Origin of the sequence: Ensifer oleiphilus, from assembly GCF_013371465.1 — a bacterium.
Lineage (GTDB): Bacteria > Pseudomonadota > Alphaproteobacteria > Rhizobiales > Rhizobiaceae > Ensifer > Ensifer oleiphilus.
This window is the reverse complement of the sequence record NZ_JABWDU010000003.1, coordinates 787823-811812: the sequence shown is the minus strand read 5'-3', so window position 1 is coordinate 811812 and position 23990 is coordinate 787823. Positions and strand designations below refer to the sequence as shown.

The 23990-nt window shown below is 61.4% G+C and carries 19 protein-coding genes; 15 read left to right on the top strand and 4 right to left on the bottom strand.

The features are described from left to right. Positions 1-130: 130 nt before the first annotated feature. Positions 131-1099, bottom strand: coding sequence for a LysR family transcriptional regulator (locus HT585_RS16255; protein ID WP_176354210.1), 969 nt, complete (start codon positions 1097-1099; stop codon positions 131-133). Between the two features lie 163 nt (positions 1100-1262). Here HT585_RS16255 and HT585_RS16250 point away from each other — a divergent pair, with 163 nt between their 5' ends. From HT585_RS16250 to pcaD, 9 genes are all read left to right on the top strand, one after another. Then, complete coding sequence (locus tag HT585_RS16250; RefSeq protein ID WP_176353899.1) at positions 1263-2453, top strand: muconate/chloromuconate family cycloisomerase; 1191 nt, start codon at positions 1263-1265, stop codon at positions 2451-2453. A gap of 2 nt (positions 2454-2455) precedes the next feature. Further along, on the top strand, positions 2456-2746 hold the full coding sequence (gene catC, locus HT585_RS16245) for a muconolactone Delta-isomerase (RefSeq protein WP_176353898.1): 291 nt from the start codon (positions 2456-2458) through the stop codon (positions 2744-2746). 74 nt (positions 2747-2820) lie between these two features. Further along, a complete protein-coding gene (catA, locus tag HT585_RS16240) occupies positions 2821-3759 on the top strand; it encodes a catechol 1,2-dioxygenase (protein WP_176353897.1) in 939 nt (312 codons plus the stop codon). A 109-nt stretch (positions 3760-3868) separates the two neighbouring features. Further along, complete coding sequence (locus HT585_RS16235) at positions 3869-5227, top strand: Rieske 2Fe-2S domain-containing protein (protein WP_176353896.1); 1359 nt, start codon at positions 3869-3871, stop codon at positions 5225-5227. Further along, positions 5224-5712, top strand: a complete 489-nt coding sequence (gene benB, locus HT585_RS16230) for a benzoate 1,2-dioxygenase small subunit (protein ID WP_176353895.1) — start codon at positions 5224-5226, stop codon at positions 5710-5712. Before HT585_RS16235 ends, benB begins: the two co-directional genes overlap by 4 nt. A 42-nt stretch (positions 5713-5754) precedes the next feature. Continuing rightward, complete coding sequence (gene benC, locus HT585_RS16225) at positions 5755-6777, top strand: benzoate 1,2-dioxygenase electron transfer component BenC (protein ID WP_176353894.1); 1023 nt, start codon at positions 5755-5757, stop codon at positions 6775-6777. After that, the gene (benD, locus tag HT585_RS16220; protein ID WP_176353893.1) at positions 6774-7562 is read left to right on the top strand and encodes a benzoate diol dehydrogenase BenD; all 789 of its coding nucleotides are present in this window, start codon (positions 6774-6776) and stop codon (positions 7560-7562) included. The genes benC and benD overlap by 4 nt, the downstream gene beginning before the upstream one ends. A 44-nt stretch (positions 7563-7606) precedes the next feature. Continuing rightward, complete coding sequence (locus tag HT585_RS16215; protein ID WP_176353892.1) at positions 7607-8938, top strand: MFS transporter; 1332 nt, start codon at positions 7607-7609, stop codon at positions 8936-8938. Positions 8939-9077: 139 nt separating this feature from the next. Further along, positions 9078-9896, top strand: a complete 819-nt coding sequence (gene pcaD / locus HT585_RS16210; protein WP_176353891.1) for a 3-oxoadipate enol-lactonase — start codon at positions 9078-9080, stop codon at positions 9894-9896. A 372-nt stretch (positions 9897-10268) separates the two neighbouring features. On the opposite strand, the gene HT585_RS16205 is transcribed toward pcaD, so the two are convergent. Continuing rightward, positions 10269-11192, bottom strand: coding sequence for an AraC family transcriptional regulator (locus HT585_RS16205; RefSeq protein WP_176353890.1), 924 nt, complete (start codon positions 11190-11192; stop codon positions 10269-10271). 191 nt (positions 11193-11383) lie between these two features. Between HT585_RS16205 and melA (HT585_RS16200) the strand changes: the two genes are divergently transcribed. From melA (HT585_RS16200) to melA (HT585_RS16175), 6 genes are all read left to right on the top strand, one after another. Beyond that, a complete protein-coding gene (gene melA / locus HT585_RS16200) occupies positions 11384-12856 on the top strand; it encodes an alpha-glucosidase/alpha-galactosidase (protein ID WP_176353889.1) in 1473 nt (490 codons plus the stop codon). Positions 12857-13002: 146 nt separating this feature from the next. Continuing rightward, entirely contained in the window at positions 13003-15081 is a 2079-nt protein-coding gene (locus HT585_RS16195) for an ABC transporter substrate-binding protein (protein WP_246707702.1), read from the top strand. 77 nt (positions 15082-15158) lie between these two features. After that, positions 15159-16172, top strand: coding sequence for an ABC transporter permease (locus HT585_RS16190; RefSeq protein WP_176353887.1), 1014 nt, complete (start codon positions 15159-15161; stop codon positions 16170-16172). Then, on the top strand, positions 16169-17290 hold the full coding sequence (locus tag HT585_RS16185) for an ABC transporter permease (protein ID WP_176353886.1): 1122 nt from the start codon (positions 16169-16171) through the stop codon (positions 17288-17290). Before HT585_RS16190 ends, HT585_RS16185 begins: the two co-directional genes overlap by 4 nt. Positions 17291-17300: 10 nt before the next feature. Further along, entirely contained in the window at positions 17301-18971 is a 1671-nt protein-coding gene (locus HT585_RS16180; RefSeq protein WP_176353885.1) for an ABC transporter ATP-binding protein, read from the top strand. A gap of 17 nt (positions 18972-18988) precedes the next feature. After that, the gene (gene melA, locus HT585_RS16175) at positions 18989-20359 is read left to right on the top strand and encodes an alpha-glucosidase/alpha-galactosidase (protein WP_176353884.1); all 1371 of its coding nucleotides are present in this window, start codon (positions 18989-18991) and stop codon (positions 20357-20359) included. A gap of 276 nt (positions 20360-20635) precedes the next feature. Here melA (HT585_RS16175) and HT585_RS16170 read toward each other — a convergent pair whose 3' ends face one another. Together HT585_RS16170 and HT585_RS16165 are read right to left on the bottom strand one after the other, a co-directional pair. Further along, on the bottom strand, positions 20636-21724 hold the full coding sequence (locus HT585_RS16170) for an ABC transporter ATP-binding protein (RefSeq protein ID WP_176353883.1): 1089 nt from the start codon (positions 21722-21724) through the stop codon (positions 20636-20638). A 9-nt stretch (positions 21725-21733) separates the two neighbouring features. Then, the gene (locus tag HT585_RS16165) at positions 21734-23980 is read right to left on the bottom strand and encodes a glycoside hydrolase family 2 protein (protein ID WP_176353882.1); all 2247 of its coding nucleotides are present in this window, start codon (positions 23978-23980) and stop codon (positions 21734-21736) included. Between the last annotated feature and the right edge of the window lie 10 nt (positions 23981-23990).

Sequence of the window (23990 nt, the reverse complement as noted above, 5' to 3'; positions counted from 1 at the left end):
AGGTGGTTCGGCCGGTTGAACAACCCCGGCCGGTCGAGATGGAGATAATCGTGCACGGTTATCTGGCCGGCAAGCGCGCCGCTTCGACGATGGCGACGTGACCGTCCTGCCAGGCCGGGTATGGCTCCTGCTAGAACGTCTCCACGTGTGCGGCGGGGCTATCGATCGAGCCATGGGTCGGAACGAAATTGTATGCCGGATCCAACCAGGGCGGGTTTTCCGCATACATTTCCTCGATCAGCCGTTTGACGAGTTCGATGTAGCGGGAATTGTCGCCGGCGCGATGGCTGAGGATGACCGGCGAGGTTGCGCCCTCTCCCTCAAGCAGGCGGTAATGCACGTCAGACCGCATCTGCCGCGCGGAGGAGGGGATGATGCAGACGCCGGCTTCGGCGGCCACCAGTCCGAGGGCCGTCTGGATTTCCCGCACTTCCTGGACCTCGGCTGGGCGCGCGTCATGGCTCTGCAGCAGGTTCAGCACGTGGTCGGCATAGCCGGGGCGAGGCTCCTTGGGGTAGACGATGACCTTCTGACCGGCAAGTGCAGCGACCGCAAGCGGTGAGGCATCCTCGGCAAGCGGCGTATCTTTGGGTATGGCGACGACTAGGCGTTCTTCGCGCAACACTGTGCCGACCACGTTCGGGTCGCTGTGGCGCAGACGGCCAAATCCCATGTCGATGCGGCCCTCCTTGAGGGCGGGGATCTGCTGGACGGAGACCATTTCCAACAGTTGGATATCCACATCCGGGGCGCGCTGGCGCAATTTTCGCACGAGCGAGGGCAGCCCGCCATACAAGGTCGAGGCAACGAAGCCGATGGACACGACGCTGTTCTGGTTCAAGCCGATGCGACGGGTTGCCGACTGCATCTGTTCGACCCGGCCGAGCACCTGCAGCGCCTGTTCGTAAAACAGACGGCCTGCCTCGGTCAGCCGGATCGGGCGGCTCGTGCGGATGATGAGGGGGACGCCGAGGTCCTCCTCGAGCAACTGGATCTGCCGGCTCAGGGGCGGTTGGGCGATGTGCAGCATCTGGGCGGCGCGGGTAAAGTTTCGCTCGCGGGCGACGGCGACGAAATAGCGAAGCTGGCGGAGATCCATCATTTGCTTGCACTCCTTATACCGATTTAGCTGGTGTCGACGATATGCTGCACCGCGGGAAGTGCAGATAGGGTGACATTTTTTCACCCATGATACCAGAAAGGTATCGTAGCAGACGCAATTGATGTTGGACGGGACTTCTTGGCCGGCGCAAAGTCGCCCCATGAACACGACCTTGACATCCGTTGGCCCGACCGCAGCATCGTTGCCTCTCGTAGAGCGCATTGAGACCCTGCTCGTCGATCTGCCGACCATCCGGCCGCACAAGCTCTCGGTGGCGACCATGAACGGCCAGACCCTGATGCTGGTCAAAGTCCATTGCAGCGACGGCATCGTCGGCATTGGTGAGGGCACCACGATTGCGGGGCTGGCCTATGGCGGCGAAAGCCCGGAAAGCATGAAGCTCGCGGTCGATACCTATTTTCGCCCCGTCATGGTCGGTCAGGACGCGACCGCGGTTCGAGCGCTGATGGCGCGCATCGGCAAGATGGTCAAGGAGAACCGCTTCGCCAAATGTGCGGTTGAAACGGCACTGCTCGATGCCCACGGCAAGCGGCTCGGCCAGCCGGTCAGCGAACTGCTGGGTGGGCGCTTGCGAAGCCGCTTGGCCGTCGCCTGGACGCTGGCATCAGGTGATACGAAGACCGATATCGCCGAGGCTGAGAAGATGCTCGACCTGCGCCGCCACCGGATCTTCAAGCTGAAGATCGGCGCAAGGCCGCTGCGCCAGGACATTGCCCATGTTGCGGCGATCAAGCGGGCGCTGGGCGAGCGCGCCTCGGTGCGGGTCGACGTGAACATGGCCTGGAGCGAGACGGATGCCGCCTACGGCATGGCTGCCCTGGCGGACGCCGGTTGCGACCTGGTCGAACAGCCGGTCGCATCTGCTGCCGCATTGACACGGCTCGTGCGTCGCTTTCCCGTCGCGCTGATGGCCGATGAATCATTGCATGGCCCGGAAAGCGCGTTCGAGCTCGCAAAAGTCAGTGGCGCCGACGTGTTTGCCGTCAAGATCGAGCAAAGCGGCGGGCTGTTCAATGCCCAGCGCGTCGCTGTTATCGCCGACGCGGCCGGGATCGGTCTTTACGGCGGCACGATGCTTGAGGGCGCCGTTGGCACCGTGGCGTCGGCGCAGGTGTTCTCCACCTTTACCAACCTTCAATGGGGCACCGAGCTGTTTGGGCCGCTGCTCCTGACCGAAGAGATCCTGACGGCGCCGCTCACCTACAGCGAGTTTGAGCTGACCGTGCCCGCAGGGCCGGGGCTCGGCATCGAACTCGACGAAGAGCGTCTCGCCTTCTTCACGCGTGACGGGCTGCGCAAGACGATCAGCATTGCCGGGCAGGGAGGTTGAACATGCTCTTTCATGTGCGCATGGACGTGAACATTCCAGGTGATCTGCCGCAGGCCGAGGCCGCCGAGATCATCGCCCGGGAAAGGGCCTATTCGCAGGAGCTGCAGATGAGCGGCAAGTGGCGACACATCTGGCGGATCGTCGGCCAGTACGCGAACTACAGCGTTTTCGACGTGAAGGACAATGCGGAACTGCACGAGATACTCTCCGGCCTTCCGCTGTTCAAATTCATGGAGATCGAGGTGACGCCGCTGGTGCGGCATCCCTCGTCGGTTCGCGAGGACGATAGCTAGACAATCATTGGCGCTGCGCCCGGGAGGACGCGAAAGGCGCGAACTTATTGAGCAATCCAAGAGGAGGATGAAAAATGAACGTGCAGATCTTCGACAGGCCGGAGACACAGGACTTTCTCAAGGTTCTGAGCGGCCTCGACAACAACGGCGGCAGTCCGCGTGTCAAGCAGATCGTCCACCGGATCATGTCTGACTTGTTCAAGGCCATCGACGATCTCGACATCACCCCCGATGAATACTGGACCGGCATCGCCTGGCTCAACGAGATCGGCGCCACCAGCCAGGCCGGGCTGATCTCGCCCGGTCTTGGCCTCGACCATTTTCTCGATGAGCGCCTCGATGCGATCGATGCGGCTCTCGGCATTGAAAATCCGACCCCGCGTACCATCGAAGGCCCGCTTTACGTGGCCGGCGCGCCGGTGTCGCACGGATTTGCCCGCCTCGACGATGGCACCGACGAAAACGGCCACACCCTGATCATGCACGGCACCGTCTTCGGCGCCAACGGCAAGCCGTTGCCGGGCGCGACCGTCGAGGTCTGGCACTGTGACACCCGCGGCTTCTATTCCCACTTCGATCCGACGGGAAAGCAGGCGCCGTTCAACATGCGTCGCACCATCGTTGCGGATGAAAACGGCTGTTACAAGTTCCAGAGCATCGTGCCGCATGGCTACGGCGTGCCACCCGGCAGCCCGACCGAACGGCTGTTGTCGGCGCTTGGTCGCCATGGCCAGCGTCCGGCCCACATCCACCTGTTCATCAGCGCCGGCGATCATCGCAAGCTGACGACCCAGATCAACATCGAAGGCGATCCGCTTGTTGATGACGATTTCGCCTATGCGACAAGGGACGGGCTGGTTCCAGCCGTCACCGAACGGACCGACGAGGCCAGCATCAAGGCCAACGGCCTGGCCGGGCCCTTCGCGGAAATCAAGTTCGACATCCACCTGACGGCGCTGGTCGACGGCATCGACAACCAGGTCAACGAACAGCGCAAGCGCGCGGCCGCCTGAGCGGCAAAACCGGCGGCCCGGATGGGCCGCCACCCCCGACAATTATCGTCATAAACGACTGTGTTGCAAAGGCTGCGCCCTGATGTGCGCGCTTTGCGGGAGATAGATCATGTCTGCGATCATCGACAAGGCCCGGGACCTCAATCATCTGCTCGCCACCGCCGTGCAGGACGACAAGGAGGCCGGCATATTCCGTTGCCGCCGCGATATCTTCACCAACGAAGACCTGTTCGAGCTGGAGATGAAGCACATCTTCGAAAGCAACTGGGTCTATCTGGCCCATGAGAGCCAGATCCCTGACAACAACGACTACTACACCACCTATATCGGCCGTCAGCCGGTAGTCGTCACGCGCGACAAGCACGGCGAACTGCATGCGGTCATCAATGCCTGTGCGCATCGCGGCGCGATGTTGTGCCGCCGCAAGCACGGCAACAAGGGCAGCTTCACCTGTCCCTTCCACGGCTGGACCTTTTCCAACAGCGGCAAGCTCTTGAAGGTCAAGGACGAAAAGTCGACGCAGTATCCGCCGCAGTTTGCCAAGGACGGCTCGCATGACCTGAGGCGTGTTGCTCGGTTCGAAAGTTATCGTGGCTTCCTGTTCGGCAGTCTCAAGGAAGACGTTCCAGCCCTGGAGGACTATCTGGGCGAGACGAAAGTCATCATCGACCAGATCGTCGATCAGGCGCCCGATGGACTGGAAGTGCTGAGGGGCAATTCGTCCTACATCTATGATGGCAACTGGAAACTGCAGATGGAGAACGGTTGCGACGGCTACCACGTCAGCTCCGTGCACTGGAACTACGCCGCTACCATGGGCCGGCGCAACGATGAAGGCACGAAGGCGGTCGACGCCAACAGCTGGAGCCGCTCGGTCGCCGGCGTCTACGGGTTCGACAACGGCCATATCCTCCTGTGGACCAATACCATGAACCCAGAGGTCCGCCCCGTCTACAACCGGCGGGACGAGATCGTGGCACGGGTCGGCGAGGACAAGGCGGATTTCATCGTCAACCAGACCCGCAATCTCTGCCTCTATCCGAACGTCTTCCTGATGGATCAGTTCAGCACGCAGATCCGCGTGACGCGGCCGATCAGCGTCGACAAGACCGAGATCAGTATTTTCTGTTTCGCGCCGAAAGGCGAAAGCGCCGCCGATCGCGCGTTGCGCATCCGCCAGTACGAGGACTTTTTCAATGTCTCCGGCATGGGGACGTCCGACGACCTGGAGGAATTCCGAGCTTGCCAGCAGGGCTACGCCGGAACGACCGCGCTCTGGAACGACCTGTCGCGCGGTGCGCCGTTGTGGATCGACGGCGCGGACGAAAACGCCAGGCGCATGGGCATCGAGCCGTTGTTGTCAGGCGAGCGCAGCGAGGACGAGGGGCTTTTCGTCCGCCAGCACGAATACTGGGCCAAGGTTATGCGCGATGCGCTTGTGGCCGAAAAGAGCGGAGTGGTCGCATGAGCACTTCCTACGATGCCATCTGCGGCTTTCTCTATCAAGAAGCACGCCTGCTCGACGATCGCCAATGGGACGAATGGCTGACCTGCTATGCGCCTGATGTGACCTACTGGATGCCGGCCTGGGACGATGACGATCAACTGACCGAGGACCCGCACTCCGAGATCTCGCTGATCTACTACCCAAGCCGGGACGGGTTGGAGGACCGGGTGTTCCGCATCAAGACCGAGCGCTCCGGCGCGTCGACACCCGAACCGCGCACCAGCCACAACGTGACGAATGTCGAGATTGTCGAGGACCGGGGCGACGCGGTCGACGTGCGCTACAACTTCCAGACCTTGAACCATCGCTACAAGGTCACCGACCAGTTCTTCGGCACCATGTTCGTTACGCTGCATAAGCACGGCGACGGGTATCTGATCGCCAGCAAGAAGATCGTGCTGAAGAACGACTACATCCGCCAGGTCGTCGACATCTATCACCTTTGACGCACGTTGCCGGTCGGAACAGGGACTGAAGAGGAGGGTTCCATGAGCTGCTACAGGATCGCATTGAACTTCGAAGACGGGGTCACCCGTTTCATCGAATGCAAGGATGGCGAGAAAGTGCTCGACGCCGCCTTTCGCAACAAGATCAACCTGCCGATGGACTGTTCCGACGGCGTGTGCGGCACCTGCAAGTGCCGGGCCGAGAGCGGTAGCTACGACCTCGGCGATGACTTCATCGATGATGCGTTGACCTCGGACGAAGCCGAGGGCGGCCTCGTGCTGACCTGCCAGATGAAGCCGACATCGGATTGCGTGGTCGCGGTTCCAACGACATCGGCCGCTTGCAAGACCGCACAGCAGAGCTTCTCTGCCACGGTTGCGCGCGTGAGCCCGCACAATGACGCAGCGATCGTGCTAGAGCTCGAAGTCGACGCAGCACAGGCCTTCCTGCCCGGCCAATATGTCAACATCGACGTGCCCGGCAGCGGCCTGAACCGGTCCTACTCGTTCAGCACGGCACCCGGCGAGGCGCGCATCGGCTTTCTCATCAAGAAGATCCCCGGCGGGCTGATGAGCAACTGGCTGGAGCGTGCCGAGGTCGGAACCACGCTACAACTAACCGGGCCGCTTGGCAGCTTCTATCTCCGCGAGGTTCAGAGGCCACTTCTGTTTCTCGCCGGCGGTACCGGGCTTGCGCCGTTCCTGTCGATGCTGGAAGTGCTCGCCCGTGAAAATTCCACGCAGCGCATCCACCTGATCTACGGTGTCACGCGTGACCTCGATCTGGTCCTCGTGGATGAGGTCGAGGCCTATACCAAACGGCTTGCCAACTTCACCTTTGTGACCGTCGTGGCCGAGGAAACCTCCAGCCACCCGCGCAAGGGCTGGGTCACCCAGCACATCCCGGCCGAAGTGCTGAACGGCGGTGACGTCGACGTCTATCTCTGCGGTCCGCCGCCGATGGTCGATGCCGTTCGCAGGCATTTCGACGAGAACGGCGTGACGCCGAACAGCTTCCACTACGAGAAGTTTACGCCGAATGCGGTCGCGAAGGTGGCCGCATGAGTTCGGGGCGCTTTAAAGGCCGGTTTTCCGGCAAGGTGCTGGTGGTAACCGGTGCGGCGCAGGGTATCGGTCGTGCGGTGGCGCTCCGCGCCGCAGAAGAGGGCGGACGGGTTCTGTTCGTCGACCGCGCCGACTTCGTCGCCGATGCTGCGGCCGAGGCCCGGGATGCTGAAACCGCGGCCTTCAACGCCGACCTTGAAGCCTATGAGGGTGCGACGGCCGCCATGCATTTCGCAGCGGAGACCTTCGGTGGCATTGATGTCGTGATCAATACGGTCGGTGGGGCGATCCGTATGCGGCCCTACGGCGAATTCGAGCCGCAGCAGATCGATGCTGAGATCCGCCGCTCGCTGATGCCGACGCTCTACTGCTGCCACGCCGCGCTGCCGCATCTGTTTGCTCGTGGCGGCGGCACCATCGTCAACGTCTCGTCGAACGCGACGCGGGGCATTCATCGCGTGCCCTATTCGGCGGCAAAGGGCGGTGTGAATGCCCTGACGCAATCGCTCGCCATGGAGCTTGCCGACCGCAACATCCGTGTTGTCGCCGCAGCGCCTGGGGGCACCGAGGCGCCGCCGCGCCGTGTTCCGCGCAATGCCGCGGGCGACAGCGAGGCCGAGAAGGGCTGGATGGGCGAGGTCGTGCAGCAGGTGAAAAGTTCCACTTTCATGAAGCGGTACGGGACCATCGATGAACAAGTGGCGCCGATCCTGTTCCTGGCCTCGGACGAGGCATCCTACATTACCGGCAGCGTGCTGCCGGTTGCCGGGGGAGATCTCGGCTGACGACGTGAGACATGAATGCGTAACGGACTCGGGGAGGAGTGATCATGCGCACCATCGATGTGAATGAAGCGATAGACAACAATCCGTTCGGGAGATTTCAGTGGCTCGTGGTCGCGCTTTGCGCGTTGCTGCTGATCGTCGACGGCTACGACGTCTTCGTCGCTGGCACCGTGCTGCCGACGCTGATTGCTGAGTGGGGCCTGAGCAAGCCGCAGGCTGGCGCGCTCCAGGCCTGGGCCTTGTTCGGCATGATGTTCGGTGCGCTCTTCTTCGGGCCTCTGGCTGACAGGATCGGCCGCAAGAAAGGCATCGCGATCAGCTTCCTAGTGTTCACCGTGTCGACGCTGCTCACCGGCTTCGCCAATTCGCCGGAGCAGTTCAAGGTCTTTCGGTTCTTTGCCGGCCTCGGTTGTGGTGGGTTGATGCCGAATGCGGTGGCGCTGATGAACGAATATGCACCCAAGCGCCTTCGAGGCACCATGGTGGCCATCATGTTCTCCGGCTACTCGGTCGGCGGCATGGTCGCGGCCGGTCTCGGTATCGGCATCATTCCGCAATTGGGCTGGAAGCCGATGTTCTTCGTGGCGGCGCTGCCATTGCTGCTCTTGCCTGTCATCCTGTGGAAGCTGCCGGAATCGCTCGGTTTCCTCATCCGTCAGGGCGAACAGGAAAAGGCGAAACAGATCTACGCGAAGCTCGCGCCTGCAGCAGCCCTTGGCGCCAATGATCGGCTGGCGTTTTCCGAAGCGAAGGGCGCGTCTGCATCAATCGCAGAACTGTTTCGTCACCAGCGTGCGTTGCGCACGCTGATGCTGTGGACCGCCTTCTTCTGCTGCCTGCTGCTCGTCTATCTCTTGTCGTCCTGGTTGCCGAAGGTGCTGCAGGAAGCCGGCTATGCCGAGAAGGCAAGCCTGCTCAGCCTCTTCTCGCTCAATTTCGGCGGCATGGCCGGCGCGATCGCCGGCGGGCGGCTTGGCGACCGCTTCGGTCTGCCGAAGGTGGTGGTCGGCTTCTTCGTTGCAGCCACCGCATCCATCGCGCTGATCGGCCTCAACCCGTCGGCAGGGATCCTGTTCCTGATGGTCTTCGTCGCAGGCGCCACCACCATCGGCACGCAGATCCTGCTCTATGCGAGCGTGGCGCAGCTCTACAATCTCTCTGTCCGTTCCACCGGGCTTGGCTGGGCGTCGGGCGTCGGTCGGATCGGCGCGATCGTCGGCCCGACGCTCGGCGGCGTGCTTCTTGCCAAGGAATTTCCGCTTCAACAGAACTTCCTGATCTTCTCGATCCCGGCGGCGGTCGCCGCGCTTGCCATGCTTGTATTTGCAGTCAGCAACGCCCGCAGCTCGGCAGTCGCCCGGCTTGCGACCGCCTGAGGCTATCCGGCTGATGTTGTAAGGCCGACCGCTCGCACTGGATTGTCCCGCCGCCCATTCTGGTCTGCCCCGAATGGGCGGCGGGCTGTCAGCAATCCGGACACCCATCCCTCGCCGCAACAAATGGAGCAATTACGCTGTGGCCTATCTTGAGCTTTCCAATCACCGTCTGCATTACCGCATCGATGGCGGCGCGAGTGACGACAAGCCCTGGCTCGTGTTCTGCAACTCGCTCGGCACCGACATGCATATGTGGGACGCTCAGGTGGGCGTCCTGTCGGCGCAGTACCGTATCTTGCGCTACGATCGCAGGGGGCACGGTCGATCGTCCGCGCCGTCTCCGCCCTATTCTCTCGACGACCTCGGTGGAGATGTCCTGGCGCTGCTGGATGCACTGGAAATCGAGCGAACGCATTTCTGCGGCCTGTCGATCGGCGGTCTCACGGGACAGTGGCTGGGCATCCATGCCGGCAAGCGTCTTGGCAAACTCGTCCTATGTGCGACCGCCGCGAAGATCGGCACTGCGGAAAGCTGGTCGGCGCGAATCGAGGCTGTGCAAGCCGGAGGGCTGGAGGCGCTGGTGCCCGCGACGGCAGAGCGTTGGTTCACACCGAAATTCCGCACTTCCGAAGCGCGATCTGTCGGCGAGGTGCTCGACAGTTTCGCCGCCACATCGCTCGCCGGATATGTGGGCTGTTGCGCGGCACTGGCAAAGGCCGACCTGCAAAATGCGCTTTCGCAGATAGAAACGCCCGTGCTGGTCATCTCCGGCGAGCAGGATCCGGTTTGCCCGCCGGCGGATCTCGAAAATATCGCGGCCAGAGTTCAGCGCGGTCGCCACGTGTCGTTGCCGGGGCGGCATATCGTCAACATCGAGGCCTCCTCCTTGTTCAACGCCCTGCTTCTGGAATTGCTCGGGAGCGAGGCCACAACACGTCCTTGCGAACCCGGCAACTGACGCGAGAGCCAGCATCATCGGTGCAGAATGCCCGCCAAGGGCTGCAGCTGGCGCCAAATGGCATTGCCGATGGCGCTGACCCGTGGAAAAAGGCCAAAAAAAAGGGGCCGTCGGAAAACCGCGGCCCTTAAGTGTGAAGGTCAATAAACCTCCAGAGGGGAACAGCTGCTGCGGCGGAACTGGGAGGAGACCGCCATGTGCATCAGCTGCAGGCTTTATGCTCGTTTTTTGATCATTTGGAAAACATTTTTTGTGCAATGCAGCCATGCGTGTGCTGCACTGCACCTTCCAGCCTGACTGCACTCGTAGAGGTGGGGGGTCGTTTACACGCCCCACCTGGCGCTGCCGGCCTGGGCGCTGCAGCGCCGCCATTCAGGTCCGCTTCGTCGAACTCACCGCGTCCTGACTTTTGGCGGCAACACTAGAATACATCCCGGTCGTGCGAAACTCGGTGGGGTTCGCCCCAAAATGCCGTCGGAAGACTTTGGCGAAATAGTTCGGATCCTCGAAGCCGGACATGATCGACACTTCCTTGACGGACAGATGCGCCGCCTTGGTCAGCAGCTTTGCCGCTCTCTGTAGCCTTTTGCGCAACACGAACTCCGCAGGCGGCATGCCCTCGCTGGCGGCAAAGACGCGCGAGAAATGTGCGCGGCTGAGCCCCGAGACCTCGGCCAACTTCTCGACGGGCAGGGGATGCTCAAGGTTCGCCGTGATATGTTGGATGACGTGTTGCATGGTCCGGTACTCCTGGCTGAAGACCGGATGGGCGCCGAAGACGTCGTCGTAGAGGGCCATTGCCGCCTCATAGGCGATGGCCGACGCACTGCCCGACGCTTCGCCGCCGCCTGCAATCAGCCGCAGGCTGCAGTCTGCCAGATGCTCGATCGTCTCGGGCTTCAGGTTCAGGATCGGTCCGGTTGTCGACAGTATGGCCTTGTGGATGCGCAACGCCTCTTCGCCGTTCATCGAGATCCAGAAGAACTCCCACCGACCACCCTGCTCGAGCCAGTAGCGGTGATTGTGCGGGACCATGAGGAGCAACGTCTCGCCCTCGCGCACACGGTGGTTGCGTGTCTCGTAGCGCAGGTTTCCCGCGCCTGAAATCGTATGTTGCAGCACGGTAAATGGTGTCTGGCCCCGCTTGCGGCCGTCCCAGTCGTAGCTTGCATCGGTGCGGATCTCATAGCCCGTGCTGGTCGGCATCGTGTGCAGGCTATGACGTCCGCGTGGCAGCGAGACCGTCTTCATCGCCGGACCGTTCTCGATCAATCTTTTCAGCACAGAATTACCCATGAAAGCACAATACCTCTCTGGTGGCGCCACGCATTATACGCATAATGCCTCTCAACAAAGCAAGATAGCCGATTTTGAGCGATATGGATGGAGCGGATCGATAGGGCAAGCACGCTTTGGTGCAACCCGTCGTATGAACCAATTTTACCCAACCGTTCACATTCAGCCGACAGAACAGCGACGAGGACAGCATGGGCAACTTCAAGATTGCGATCATTGGCGCAGGAAGCGTCGGCTTCACCAAGAAGCTCTTTACCGATATTCTCTGCGTTCCGGAGTTCCATGATGTCGAGTTCGCGCTGACTGACGTCAGCGCGAACAATCTCGAGATGATCAAGTCGATCCTCGACAGGATCGTCGAAGCCAACAATCTGCCGACCAAGGTTACCGCATCGACCGAGCGTCGCGAGGCAATCGCAGGCGCGCGCTACATCATCAGCTGCGTGCGGGTCGGTGGGCTCAGCGCCTATGCGGACGACATCCAGATCCCGCTGAAGTACGGCGTCGACCAGTGCGTCGGCGATACGATCTGCGCTGGCGGCATTCTCTATGGTCAGCGCAACATCCCGGTGATCCTGGATTTCTGTAAGGATATCCGCGAATTGGCCGAGCCGGGCGCGAAATTCCTCAACTATGCCAACCCCATGGCGATGAACACCTGGGCGGCGATCGAGTACGGCAAGGTCGACGCGATCGGGCTCTGCCATGGCGTCCAGCACGGTGGCGAGCAGATCGCCGAGATCCTCGGCGCCAAGGAGGGCGAACTCGATTTCATCTGCTCCGGCATCAACCACCAGACATGGTTTGTCGACGTCAGGCTGCGCGGTCGCAAGATCGGCAAGGACGAACTGGTCGCCGCTTTCGAGGCGCATCCGGTTTTCTCCAGGCAGGAGAAGTTGCGCATCGACGTGCTCAAGCGCTTCGGTGTCTATTCCACCGAAAGCAACGGTCACCTGTCGGAGTACCTGCCCTGGTATCGCAAGCGGCCTGACGAAGTGACGCGCTGGATCGACATGTCGGACTGGATCCATGGCGAGACCGGCGGCTATCTGCGCCACTCGACCGAGACCCGCAACTGGTTCGAGACCGAGTTCCCGCAGTTCCTCGAAGCCGCCGCCAAGTCGATCGATCCGGCTCGCCGTTCCAACGAACATGCGAGCCATATCCTCGAGGCTCTGGAGACAGGGCGCGTCTACCGTGGCCACTTCAATGTGAAGAACAACGGCGTGATCACCAACCTCCCGTCGGACGCCATCATCGAATCGCCCGGTTTCGTCGACCGCTTCGGCATCAACATGGTCGCGGGCATCACGCTTCCCGAAGCTTGTGCCGCCACCTGCATCTCGTCCATCAACGTCCAGCGCATGTCTGTTCACGCGGCGATCTCCGGCGATATCGATCTGTTGAAGCTTGCGGTTCTGCACGACCCCTTGGTCGGCGCCGTCTGCACACCGGAAGAAGTCTGGCAAATGGTCGACGAAATGGTCGTCGCCCAGGCGCAATGGCTTCCCCAATACGCCGACGCCGTGCCTGCAGCGCGCGACCGCCTGAGCAAGGCAACTGTCAGGACCCGGGAATGGAAGGGTGCGGCGCGCCGCGAAATCCGATCGATCGAGGAACTGCGCGCCGAGAAGGAAGCGACGACACTGCGTGCGGTTGGCTGACAGGCCGAGGTGAGGGGATGCGGCAGATTGGGAGAGCTGCCCCCTCGGATCCAGGACGCGTCTGCGATTGAAAAAAATGCGTGAGGAGCAAGCCGTGCCGCTTCGGTCCGGCGTGAAGCATGAGGGAGAGAGAAACGATGAACGCAATGCGCCATTTTAGACTGCGAGCCGCCCTGATGGTCGGCGTATCGACCTTTGCCGTGCAAGCCTGGGCTTCCGAGCCGACCGTTGTCCCCGAACAGCCGCCATTCCCGGCACAGGGCAAGATCACCTACGTGCCGCGCGATTCCATTCTCGAATACAAGGCTTTGCCGGAGTATCGCGAACCCGATTGGGTGACCGAGAAATTCGTGAAAACCGGCAAGCTTCCGCCGGTTGCCGAACGGCTGCCGAAGGCGCCCCTCGTGTTCAAGACAGGAAACATGCCCGACGGTCTCGGCGTCTATGGCGATACGATGCGCCACGTCGTCGGCGGGCGTCCGGAGGGGTGGAACTACTCGGCCGGTCAGACGCAAGGTTGGGGCGGCATCGACATCGAAATGTTCGAGTGCCTGACCCGGACCGCGCCGCTTTATCAGGTCGAAGCAAAGGACATGGAGCCTTTGCCCAACCTCGCCAAAAGCTGGGAGTGGTCACAGGACGGTCACACGTTGACCATGCATCTGATCGAGGGCGCGAAATGGTCTGACGGCGTTCCGTTTTCGTCCGATGATGTGATGTTTTATTGGCAGGACAATGTCGTCGATCCGAACGTCTCGCCGCTCAATGGCGCGACGCCGGAAACGTTTGGAGAAGGCACGACGCTGAAGGCCATCGACGCCAACACCGTCGAATGGACCTTCAAGGAGGCGTTCCCCCGCCAGCATCTGTATTCGATGGCCTATGGCACCTTCTGCCCGGGCCCGGCGCATATCCTCAAGACGAAGCACCCGAAATACAACAAGGACATGACCTACGATCAGTACAAGAACGGCTTTCCGCCGGAGTACCTGAACATGCCCGTCATGGGCGCCTGGGTGCCGGTCGAGTATCGCTCGGACGACATCATCGTGCTGCGTCGAAATCCGTACTACTGGAAGGTCGACGAGGCCGGCAACCAGCTGCCTTACCTCAATGAGATGCATTACAAGCTGTCGACCTGGGCCGACCGTGACGTGCAGGCGATCGCCGGCTCAGGAGACTTCTCCAACCTCGAACAGCCGGAGAACTTCGTCGAATCCCTGAAACGCGCCGCATCGGACACGGCACCCGCCCGCCTCGCCTTCGGCGCCCGCCTGATCGGTTACAATCTGCACATGAACTTTTCCGGCAATGGCTGGGGCGATCCGGATGAACGCGCCAAGGCCGTGCGTGAGCTCAATCGCAATTTGGACTTTCGCAAGGCCGTAACCATGGCGATCGATCGCAAGAAGCTCGGCGAGTCGCTGGTCAAGGGTCCGTTCACCGCGATCTATCCCGGCGGATTGTCGTCCGGCACCAGCTTTTATGATCGCCAGTCGACGGTCTACTATCCCTTCGATCTCGAGGGCGCGAAGGCCCTGCTTGAAAAGGCAGGCTTGAAGGACACCGATGGCAACGGTTTCGTCAACTATCCCGCCGATACGCTGGGCGGCAAGGATGTCGAGATCGTGCTTCTCGTCACCTCTGAGTACAACACCGATAAGAACCTCGCCGAAGGCGTGATCGGGCAGATGGAAAAACTCGGGCTGCGCATCGTCCTCAACTCGCTGGACGGCAAGCAGCGCGATGCCACCAACTATGCCGGACGTTTCGACTGGATGGTGCATCGAAACGGCGCCGAACTGTCGTCCGTCGTACAGAACACGCCCCAGCTGGCTGCCACCGGTCCACGAACAAGTTGGCATCACCGCGTGCCGGAAAGCGGCGAGCTTGATCTGATGCCCTTCGAAAAAGAGCTGGTCGACATCGTCAACAAGTTCATCGCCAGCAACGACAATGACGAGCGGGCTGATCTGATGAAGCAATATCAGAAGGTCTCGACGAGCAACGTCGATACGGTCGGTCTGACGGAGTATCCGGGCGCGCTGGTCATCAACAAGCGCTTCTCCAACATTCCAAGTGGTGCGCCGATCTTCATGTTCAACTGGGCGGAGGACACGATCATCCGGGAAAGGGTGTTTGTCACTGCCGACAAGCAGGGTGACTACGAGTTGTTCCCCGAGCAGCTGCCGGGCAAGCCTGGTGAAGGCGGCCCGATCAACTGACCTTCGCGGAGTTCGTTCCGGCCGCCGCCGATCGCGGCCGGAACGATCCTTCAACAACACAAGAGAACCTAACAGCCATGTTCCGATTTCTGCTTGTGCGCATCGCATCCGCCATACCCGTGCTCTTCGTGCTGAGCGTCGTGACGTTCGCGATCATTCAGGCCCCTCCGGGCGACTACAGCGACTATATTCGCTCGCAGCTGATCAATCAGGGCGGCGCCTCCTTCGAGGAAGCCGATGCCCAGGCTCAGGCCTACAAGGTCGCCAACGGCCTCGATAAGCCGATGGCGGTGCAGTACGTCAGCTGGATCACGGGCATCGTAACGCGTGGCGATTTCGGCCATAGCCTGTTCTACAACAAGCCGGTGGCGGACGTTGTCGGTGAACGGCTGCCGCGCACGCTGGCGCTGGCGCTGGTGTGCCACATTCTTGCATCGATCATCGGCATTACCTTCGGCATCCTGGCTGCCACGCGGCAATACTCCTGGATCGACAGCCTGCTGTCGGGTATTTCCTTCCTGGGCATGACGGTGCCGCGCTTCCTGATGGCGCTGATCATCGTCTACATCCTGGTCTTCCATTTCAACGTGACGGAGATCAACAGCTTCCATTCCGCCCGCTACGGCGGCGCCCCCTGGTCCTGGGATAAATTCGTCGATCTCCTGAAACATGTCTGGCCGGTGATCGCCATCGCCACCTTCGGCGGCCTCGCCTACAATATGCGCGTGATGCGGGGCAATCTGCTCGATACGCTGAACGCCCAATATGTCGAGACCGCCCGGGCCAAGGGTCTGTCGGAGGGGGCCGTCATCATGCGCCATGCCGTGCCGAATGCTCTGCACCCGCTGGTGATGTATCAGGGCGTGGTTCTGCCCTACATGCTGACGGGCGAAATCGAGACGGCGATCATCTTTGCTCTCCCGACCGTCGGGCCGGCCATTGTCGGCTCCATGTGGGTCGGCGACGTCTATGTCACCGCCACCTTCATGCTGGTGTTGTCGGCAACGCTCATCATCGGCAACATCATAGCCGACATGCTGCTGGCGATGCTCGACCCGCGGGTGCGTCTTGGCGGAGGTGCACACGCATGAAAGCCGACGTTCAAGACATCATCGCCGCTCCGGTGCCGGCAGCTCATCACGGCAACGAGACCTATCTGGCGCTGGTCTGGCGCCGTCTCAAGCGCTCCTGGACCGGCATGGCCGGCCTCATACTCGTCTGCCTGCTGATGCTCATGACGATCTTTGCGGAGTTTTTCTCGCCCGTCGATCCGAAGCTGACCGGCGTCGCCTTTGCGCCGCCACAGATGATCAGCATTACCGACCAGGACGGCAAACTCGTCTGGCCGCGCACCTATCAGTTGGGCGAAGGTACCGAGCTCGACCCGATCACCTTCCAGCCGATCGTCGGCCCGGACTACGCCAATCCCAAGGATCTCGGTTTCTTCGTCAAGGGTTTCAGCTACCGGCTGCTCGGTCTCCTGCCGATGGACCGGCATTTCTTCGGCGCCGTCGATGGGACACCGGTCAATTTCCTCGGCACGGACAAGTTCGGCCGGGATGTGCTGTCGCGCATCTTTCATGGCTCGCGCGTATCCCTGATGATCGCATTGACGGTGGTGTTCATCGTCACCGTTGTTGGCACCACCATCGGCATGGTGTCGGGCTACTTCGGCGGTCGCTTCGACATCTGGATGCAGCGCTTCGTCGAACTGGTGCTGGCCTTTCCGCAACTGCCGCTTTACCTGGCTTTGACATCGCTGATCCCGGTGACGGCGCCGACCAACGTGTTCCTTGCCTTCGTCATCTTCGTCATGTCGGCACTGGGCTGGGCACAGATGTCACGCGAAGTCCGCGGCAAGACGCTGGCGCTGGCGAGAATAGACTACGTGCGCGCAGCCATGGCGATCGGCGCCACGGATCGCCGCATCATCTTCCAGCACATCTTTCCCAACGTCATGAGCCACGTCATCGTGGCGGTGACGCTGGCGATCCCGAACGTGGTTCTGCTGGAATCGTTCCTCGGCTTCCTCGGGTTTGCGGTCAAGCCGCCTTTGATGTCCTGGGGGCTGATGTTGCAGGATACCGCCACCTATTCCGTCATCGGGTCCTATCCCTGGATACTGTCACCTGTCGCCTTCGTGCTGATCACCGTCTTTGCGTTCAACGCGCTTGGCGATGGCCTGCGCGACGCCGTCGATCCCTATTGAGGAGGCGCCCATGGCACCCGTTGACTTAAACCTGCTTGCACCCGAACAGAGGCACGATCATGCCGCCGCCATCGGCTCTCCAATCATCGACGCACGCCATGTGGCGGTGAAATTCAAGGTCGAGGGCGGCATGGTGGATGCCGTCAAGGATGTCTCCTTCCAGCTCTATCGCGGCGAGACGATCGCCGTGGTCGGGGAATCCGGCTCGGGAAAGTCGGTGACGGCCCGCACGGTCATGGGGTTGCTGACCAAGCGCGCCACGGTGTCGGAGCGTTCCAGCATCGACTATGACGGCAGGAACGTGCTGAAGTTCTCCGATCGCCAGCGCCGGGCACTGCGCGGCAACCGTATCTCGATGATCTTCCAGGAGCCGATGAGTTCGCTCAATCCGGTCTACACCATCGGCGCCCAGATCATCGAGGCCATCCGGGTGCATCAGAAGCTGAGCCGCAAGCAGGCAACGGAGCGGACATTGGAGCTTTTGCGCCAGGTCCAGATTCCCGACCCGGAAGCGCGTCTCAACCAGTATCCGCACCAGCTGTCGGGCGGCCAGCGGCAGCGCATCATGATCGCCATGGCGCTCGCCAACAATCCGGACGTGCTGATTGCCGACGAGCCGACGACGGCGCTCGACGTTACCGTCCAGGCGCAGATCCTCAACCTCATCCGCGACCTGCAGAAAACGCTCGGCATGGCCGTGATCCTGATCACGCACGACCTGACCGTCGTCAGGCAGTTTTCGGACTATGTCTACGTCATGCAGAACGGCGAGGTGAAGGAGCACAACACCACGGCGGCGCTGTTTGAAAACCCGCAGCATCCCTACACTCGACACCTGCTCAATTCCGAACCGAGAGGCAACGCCAACCCGATGCCCGCGGATTCGGCCGCCATTCTGGAAGGTCGCTCGGTGCGCGTTTCCTTCATGCTCAAGGCAGGCGGTTTCTTCAAGCCGCAGCTCAAGGAGCTGGTCGCGGTCGACAGCCTCAGCCTGAAGCTTCACCGTCACGAGACATTGGGGCTGGTCGGCGAATCCGGCTCCGGCAAGACGACGTTCGGTCAGGCTCTGGTCAAGCTGCTGCGGGCCGAAGGGGGCGAGATCCTGTTTGACGGCGAGCCGATCCAGGACAAGACCCGCGACGAGATGCGGCCGTTGCGCTCACGCATGCAGATCGTCTTTCAGGATCCGTTTTCCTCGCTCAATCCGCGCATGTCGGTCGGCCAGATCATCGAGGAAGGGCTTGTCGTCAACAGGCTCGGCGCGACCCGCAACGAGCGCCTGGAGCGGGTTCGCGACGCGTTGAACAGCGCCGGCCTGCCGAGCAACATCCTATCACGCTTCCCGCACGAATTTTCCGGCGGCCAGCGGCAGCGCATTGCGATCGCCCGGGCGATCGCCTTGGAGCCCGAGTTCATCCTTCTCGACGAGCCGACTTCGGCGCTCGATCTCTCGGTACAGGCACAGATCATCGAACTGCTGCGCAAGCTGCAGGACGAGAAGGGACTGAGTTACCTCTTCATCTCCCACGATCTCAAGGTCGTGCGCGCACTTTGCCACCGGGTGGTGGTGATGCAGCACGGCAAGATCGTCGAAGAGGGGCCGGTCGAAGACGTACTTTCCCATCCCAAGACCGCCTACACGGAACGGCTCGTCAGGGCCGCGTTCGAAGTGGCTGCCTAGCAGAAAAGAGGCATTTCATGACGAGACAACCCAAGATCACCTTCATCGGCGCCGGCTCGACCGTGTTCATGAAGAACATCATCGGCGATGTGCTGCAGCGCCCGGCCCTGTCGGGTGCCAGGATCGCCCTGATGGACATCAATCCGCAGCGGCTCGAGGAAAGCGAAGTCGTCGTTCGCAAACTGATTTTAACGCTCGGCACCAAAGCCACCATCGAGCTGCATTCTAACCAGCGCAAGGCATTGGATGGTGCCGATTTCGTTGTCGTCGCGTTCCAGATCGGCGGTTACGAGCCCTGCACGGTCACGGATTTCGAAGTGCCTAAGAAATATGGCCTTCGCCAGACCATCGCCGACACGCTCGGCGTCGGCGGCATCATGCGCGGTCTGCGCACGGTGCCGCACCTCTGGAGCATCTGCGCCGATATGACCGAGGTCTGCCCGGAGGCGATCCTGCTGCAATACGTCAACCCGATGGCGATCAACACCTGGGCGATCGCCGAGAAGTACCCTCACATCAAGCAAGTCGGCCTCTGCCACTCCGTGCAGGGCACGGCGATGGAACTCGCGGAGGATCTCAACATTCCCTACGAGGAGATCCGCTATCGGTCGGCCGGCATCAACCACATGGCCTTCTTCCTGAAGTTCGAGCACCGCCAGCCGGATGGCTCCTACCGCAACCTCTATCCCGATTTGCTGCGCGCCTACCGTGAGGGTCGTGCGCCCAAGCCCGGCTGGAACCCGCGCTGCCCGAACAAGGTGCGCTATGAGATGATGACCCGGCTCGGCTATTTCGTCACCGAAAGCTCGGAGCATTTCGCCGAATACACACCCTATTTCATCAAGGAAGGTCGCGACGATCTGATCGAAAAGTTCGGCATCCCGCTCGACGAATACCCGAAGCGCTGCATCGAGCAGGTCGAACGCTGGAAGGGGCAGGCGGAGGCCTATCGCTCCGCCGACACGATCGAGGTCAAGCCGTCGAAGGAATATGCCTCCTCGATCATGAACTCCGTCTGGACGGGTGAGCCCTCGGTCATTTACGGCAACCTGCGCAACAATGGCTGCATCACCTCGCTGCCCGACAATTGCGCCGCCGAAGTGCCGTGCCTTGTCGACGAGAACGGCATACAGCCGACGTTCATCGGCGATCTGCCGCCGCAACTGACGGCGCTGATCCGCACCAACATCAATGTTCAGGAACTGACGGTCGCCGCGTTGATGACCGAGAACCGCGAACATCTCTATCATGCGGCGATGATGGATCCGCATACGGCCGCCGAGCTCGATCTCGACCAGATCTGGGCGCTCACCGACGATCTGCTCGCCGCTCACGGCAACTGGATCCCGGAATGGGCGAGAAGTGCCAGAAAGGTTCACGCCGCGTAGCTCTTTCTCCCGGTCGCGCGGCCAGGAAGCCCCGGAACCTCCCAGTTCCGGGGTTTTCCCTTGGGGGGCAGGGTGTCAGCGTGCTTGAAGACGATCAGGGCGCGGTGGCGCAGGACGAGCCAATCGGGGCGCTGGAAATCCAAGTCAGCCGATGGCAGGCAAGTGCCATCGGCGATGGGTGGGGCTCACCCTCTTCCTGCTTTAAGTTCTTGTTTTCACGTATGTCGTTATCGCAAAACCGCTGCACACTTTTGCACGGATACTTTAGACCCGGCGTCAGCGCAGTCGGTTGCCATTCTTGTCGAAAAGGAAGGACCGCGATGCGGCGATAGCGACGGTCAGGGTTTCGCGGCTGGCGATGTCGCGAACGTCGCCATGCTCGATAATGATCCGCTCTTCGTCGGAGACGTGGGCGTAGACATAGCTGGTATTGCCGAGATGCTCGGCGACATCGACCTTAACTTTGACGTCTGCGTCGCCTTTGCCCTGACCCAGAAAATGCTCCGGCCGGACGCCGAGTGTGACGACATCTCCGACCGCGACCGATGGCGCGGCAATGGGAAGGGTCAGCCGGACATCGGGCTGGCTTGTGAGCGAGACGGTTGCATTCTTGTCCGTCAGTGACGCGATGTGGGCCTTGAGAAAATTCATGCGCGGTGAGCCGATAAAACCGGCAACGAAGGTGTTTGACGGGTCGTCGTAGAGCTTCAGCGGCGCGCCCACCTGCTCGACAACGCCCGACCGCAAGACGACGATCTTGTCGGCAAGTGTCATCGCCTCCACCTGATCGTGCGTCACGTAGATGATCGTCGACTTCAGCTCCTTGTGAAGCTTGGCGATCTCGACGCGCATATGCACGCGCAATTCGGCGTCGAGGTTCGACAGGGGTTCGTCAAACAGGAAGACGAGCGGATTGCGCACGATGGCGCGGCCGATCGCGACCCGCTGTCGCTGGCCGCCCGAGAGTGCCTTCGGCTTGCGATCGAGAAGCGGCTCGAGCTCGAGGATGCGCGCCGCGTCGTTGACGCGGGCGTCGACTTCCCCTTTTGCCATGCCGGCGAACTTCAGCGCGAAGCCCATGTTCTCGCGCACGGTCATGTGCGGATAAAGGGCATAGGACTGAAACACCATGGCGATCCCGCGCTTGGACGGATCGACATCGTTCATCACCGTGCCGCCGATCGTGAGTTCGCCGGAGGAGATGTCCTCCAGACCGGCGATCATACGCAGCAGCGTCGATTTTCCGCAGCCCGAGGGTCCGACGAAGACGACGAACTCCCCTGCCTCGATCGACAGATCGACGCCCTTGATGATTTCGAGCGCGCCGAAGCGCTTGCGGATGTCGGTGAGACGGACTTCGGCCATGGTGACTACTCAGTTGACGGTAAAGGTGATGGACTGGGTGTCGAAGCGGCGGCTCTTCACCGTCAACTCAAGCTTGCCCTTGGCCTCACCGGCCTCGATCCAGAAGCCGGTGGCTCCGCCCTTCAGCGTGTGTTCGGACGGACCGATGATCCGGCCCTGACCTTCGAGCGATAGCATGACCGGCTCCTCGAAATAGGGCAACAGGTTGCCGCATTGGTCGAGGGCCCGCACCACCACGCGTACGGCATCATTTTCGCCAGCGCGAAGCTCCGTGTCGTCGGCGATGACTTCGAGCGAGGCCGGGACGGGATCGGCCGGCAGCGTCAGCGTCTTGACGGGCTCTCCGTCGACGTAGCCGGTAAAGGTGCCCTCGCGCCAGACCCTGCCCCATGTGCCGAATTCTTCCGGCGTCACGCTGCGCAGGTCGAGAACGACAGGGGGATGCGGCAGATGCGGGTAATTCTCCCTGTCCGGATAGATCCGCTTTGCCGGCCATTCGCCGAACTTCACTTCGACATAGTCGCAGTTCGTCAGCACGATCAGCGGCAGCACACCGCCGATGTTGCGCTCGCCGCGCGCCCAGAAGGTGACCGGCTGAAGCACGACATTGTCCTTCGGATCCCCTTGCGAGGCGTAGGCATAGGCGGCGAGTTTCGGGATCCGGTACATGTCGAGCACGCCGTGGTAGCAGATGCGGTCGCCGGCGCCGAAGTCCTTATGGGTGTTGTAGTCGAACATGCACCAGCCGGTGGAGCCGGAGATATCCCGGTCGGCGGCAACTGCGTTGAGGATCAGGAGATGGCGGGTCACGTGCTCGGCCTGACGCTGTTCCTGGTCGAAGCGCTTGGTCGGATACATGTGGCCGTTGTATTCGGTGATCATGTAGGGGATCGGCCGGTCAATGCCTGTCGTCTCCACGCGATCGCGTAACACCACACGCCCCCGGTTGTTGCCGGGCAGCTCCTCATTGCCGAGGATGAAGTCGTTCATCGTGTAGACGTCTTCGAGCAGTTCCGAGTTGGTGATGAAGCGTACGCCACCAGTCTGGCGGGTGGGGTCAAGTTCGCGGGCAAGACGGTTCGTCTCCGCGTAGAAGGCGTGGTTGTCCTGGCTTTCGTTGATACGAACGCCCCAGATGATGATTGAGGGATGGTTCCAGTCCCGCTCGACCATGCGGCGTACGTTCTCGATGGATTCCTTCTGCCAGGCTTCGCCGCCGATATGTTGCCAACCGGGAATCTCCTCGAAGACGAGAAGGCCGATCTCGTCGCAGCGCTCGATGAACCACTTCGACTGCGGATAGTGCGAGGTGCGAACGACGTTACAGGCGAGTTCGTGCTTCAGGATGTCGGCGTCCTTCTCCTGCGCGCGCCGGCCCATCGCATAGCCGGTATGCGGAAAGGCCTGATGCCGGTTCAATCCGCGCAGTTTCAGTGGCCGGCCGTTCAGCAAAAAGCCTTCCGGTGTGAACAGGGCGGTGCGGAACCCGAAGCGTTGGGTCAGCACGTCTTCGCCGTGTTCGGTCTCGAGTTTGAGCGACAGCGCGTAGAGCGCCGGATTGTCGATATCCCAAAGCTCGATGCCGGCGAGATCGGAGAAGGTGAGCACCGCCTCGTTGCCATCAACCGTAACCGAGGACGCAGCGACGTCGCCGCCACCCTTGCGGCGGATCTTTGCCGCCAGCGTCCCAGAGAAGGCGAGGCTTTCCGGATTGGCGATGAACACCCGTGCGGTGACGGATTTCTTCTCGGCGAGCGCGTCCGGCGTCTCGATCTTGACGTTGGCGATCGAAACTGGAGATGTCACCTTCAGCCAGACGTCGCGGTAGATTCCTGCATAGCAGAGGTAGTCGATCTGCCCACCGAAGGGCGGGATCTCTGGGTTCTCAGAACCGTCGATCTTGACCGTGATCAGGTTTTCTCCGCGTACGAGATGCGGCGTCAGTCGCGCCTCGAAGGGCGTATAGCCGTCCTTGTGGGCGATGATCTTCTTGCCGTTGAGATAGACGACGCTGTCGGCCATGGCGGCATCGAAGACGAGCGACACTTCGCGACCTTCGAACTCCGCGCGCCAGTCGAAGCGCTTCTGATAGGTGAACGGCTTCTGGTAGTCCGTCTCGTCGAAATAGTTGTAGGGCAGCTCGACGGCGCTATGCGGTAGGCGCACGGTTTCGCCCGTCTGAAGCGCATGGACGTGCGCCGGTTCGAAGCCGTCGCGAAAGACCCAGTTGGCATTGAAGTTTTCAGTAATGCGCATTGACGACGTT

What these genes read in the sequence shown, in the direction of transcription:
- HT585_RS16255 (WP_176354210.1), bottom strand. Translation starts at nt 1,099, where the DNA reads ATGGATCTCCGCCAGCTTCGCTATTTCGTCGCCGTCGCCCGCGAGCGA.
- HT585_RS16250 (WP_176353899.1), top strand. Translation starts at nt 1,263, where the DNA reads ATGAACACGACCTTGACATCCGTTGGCCCGACCGCAGCATCGTTGCCT.
- catC (WP_176353898.1), top strand. Translation starts at nt 2,456, where the DNA reads ATGCTCTTTCATGTGCGCATGGACGTGAACATTCCAGGTGATCTGCCG.
- catA (WP_176353897.1), top strand. Translation starts at nt 2,821, where the DNA reads ATGAACGTGCAGATCTTCGACAGGCCGGAGACACAGGACTTTCTCAAG.
- HT585_RS16235 (WP_176353896.1), top strand. Translation starts at nt 3,869, where the DNA reads ATGTCTGCGATCATCGACAAGGCCCGGGACCTCAATCATCTGCTCGCC.
- benB (WP_176353895.1), top strand. Translation starts at nt 5,224, where the DNA reads ATGAGCACTTCCTACGATGCCATCTGCGGCTTTCTCTATCAAGAAGCA.
- benC (WP_176353894.1), top strand. Translation starts at nt 5,755, where the DNA reads ATGAGCTGCTACAGGATCGCATTGAACTTCGAAGACGGGGTCACCCGT.
- benD (WP_176353893.1), top strand. Translation starts at nt 6,774, where the DNA reads ATGAGTTCGGGGCGCTTTAAAGGCCGGTTTTCCGGCAAGGTGCTGGTG.
- HT585_RS16215 (WP_176353892.1), top strand. Translation starts at nt 7,607, where the DNA reads ATGCGCACCATCGATGTGAATGAAGCGATAGACAACAATCCGTTCGGG.
- HT585_RS16205 (WP_176353890.1), bottom strand. Translation starts at nt 11,192, where the DNA reads ATGGGTAATTCTGTGCTGAAAAGATTGATCGAGAACGGTCCGGCGATG.
- melA (WP_176353889.1), top strand. Translation starts at nt 11,384, where the DNA reads ATGGGCAACTTCAAGATTGCGATCATTGGCGCAGGAAGCGTCGGCTTC.
- HT585_RS16195 (WP_246707702.1), top strand. Translation starts at nt 13,003, where the DNA reads ATGCGCCATTTTAGACTGCGAGCCGCCCTGATGGTCGGCGTATCGACC.
- HT585_RS16190 (WP_176353887.1), top strand. Translation starts at nt 15,159, where the DNA reads ATGTTCCGATTTCTGCTTGTGCGCATCGCATCCGCCATACCCGTGCTC.
- HT585_RS16185 (WP_176353886.1), top strand. Translation starts at nt 16,169, where the DNA reads ATGAAAGCCGACGTTCAAGACATCATCGCCGCTCCGGTGCCGGCAGCT.
- HT585_RS16180 (WP_176353885.1), top strand. Translation starts at nt 17,301, where the DNA reads ATGGCACCCGTTGACTTAAACCTGCTTGCACCCGAACAGAGGCACGAT.
- melA (WP_176353884.1), top strand. Translation starts at nt 18,989, where the DNA reads ATGACGAGACAACCCAAGATCACCTTCATCGGCGCCGGCTCGACCGTG.
- HT585_RS16170 (WP_176353883.1), bottom strand. Translation starts at nt 21,724, where the DNA reads ATGGCCGAAGTCCGTCTCACCGACATCCGCAAGCGCTTCGGCGCGCTC.
- HT585_RS16165 (WP_176353882.1), bottom strand. Translation starts at nt 23,980, where the DNA reads ATGCGCATTACTGAAAACTTCAATGCCAACTGGGTCTTTCGCGACGGC.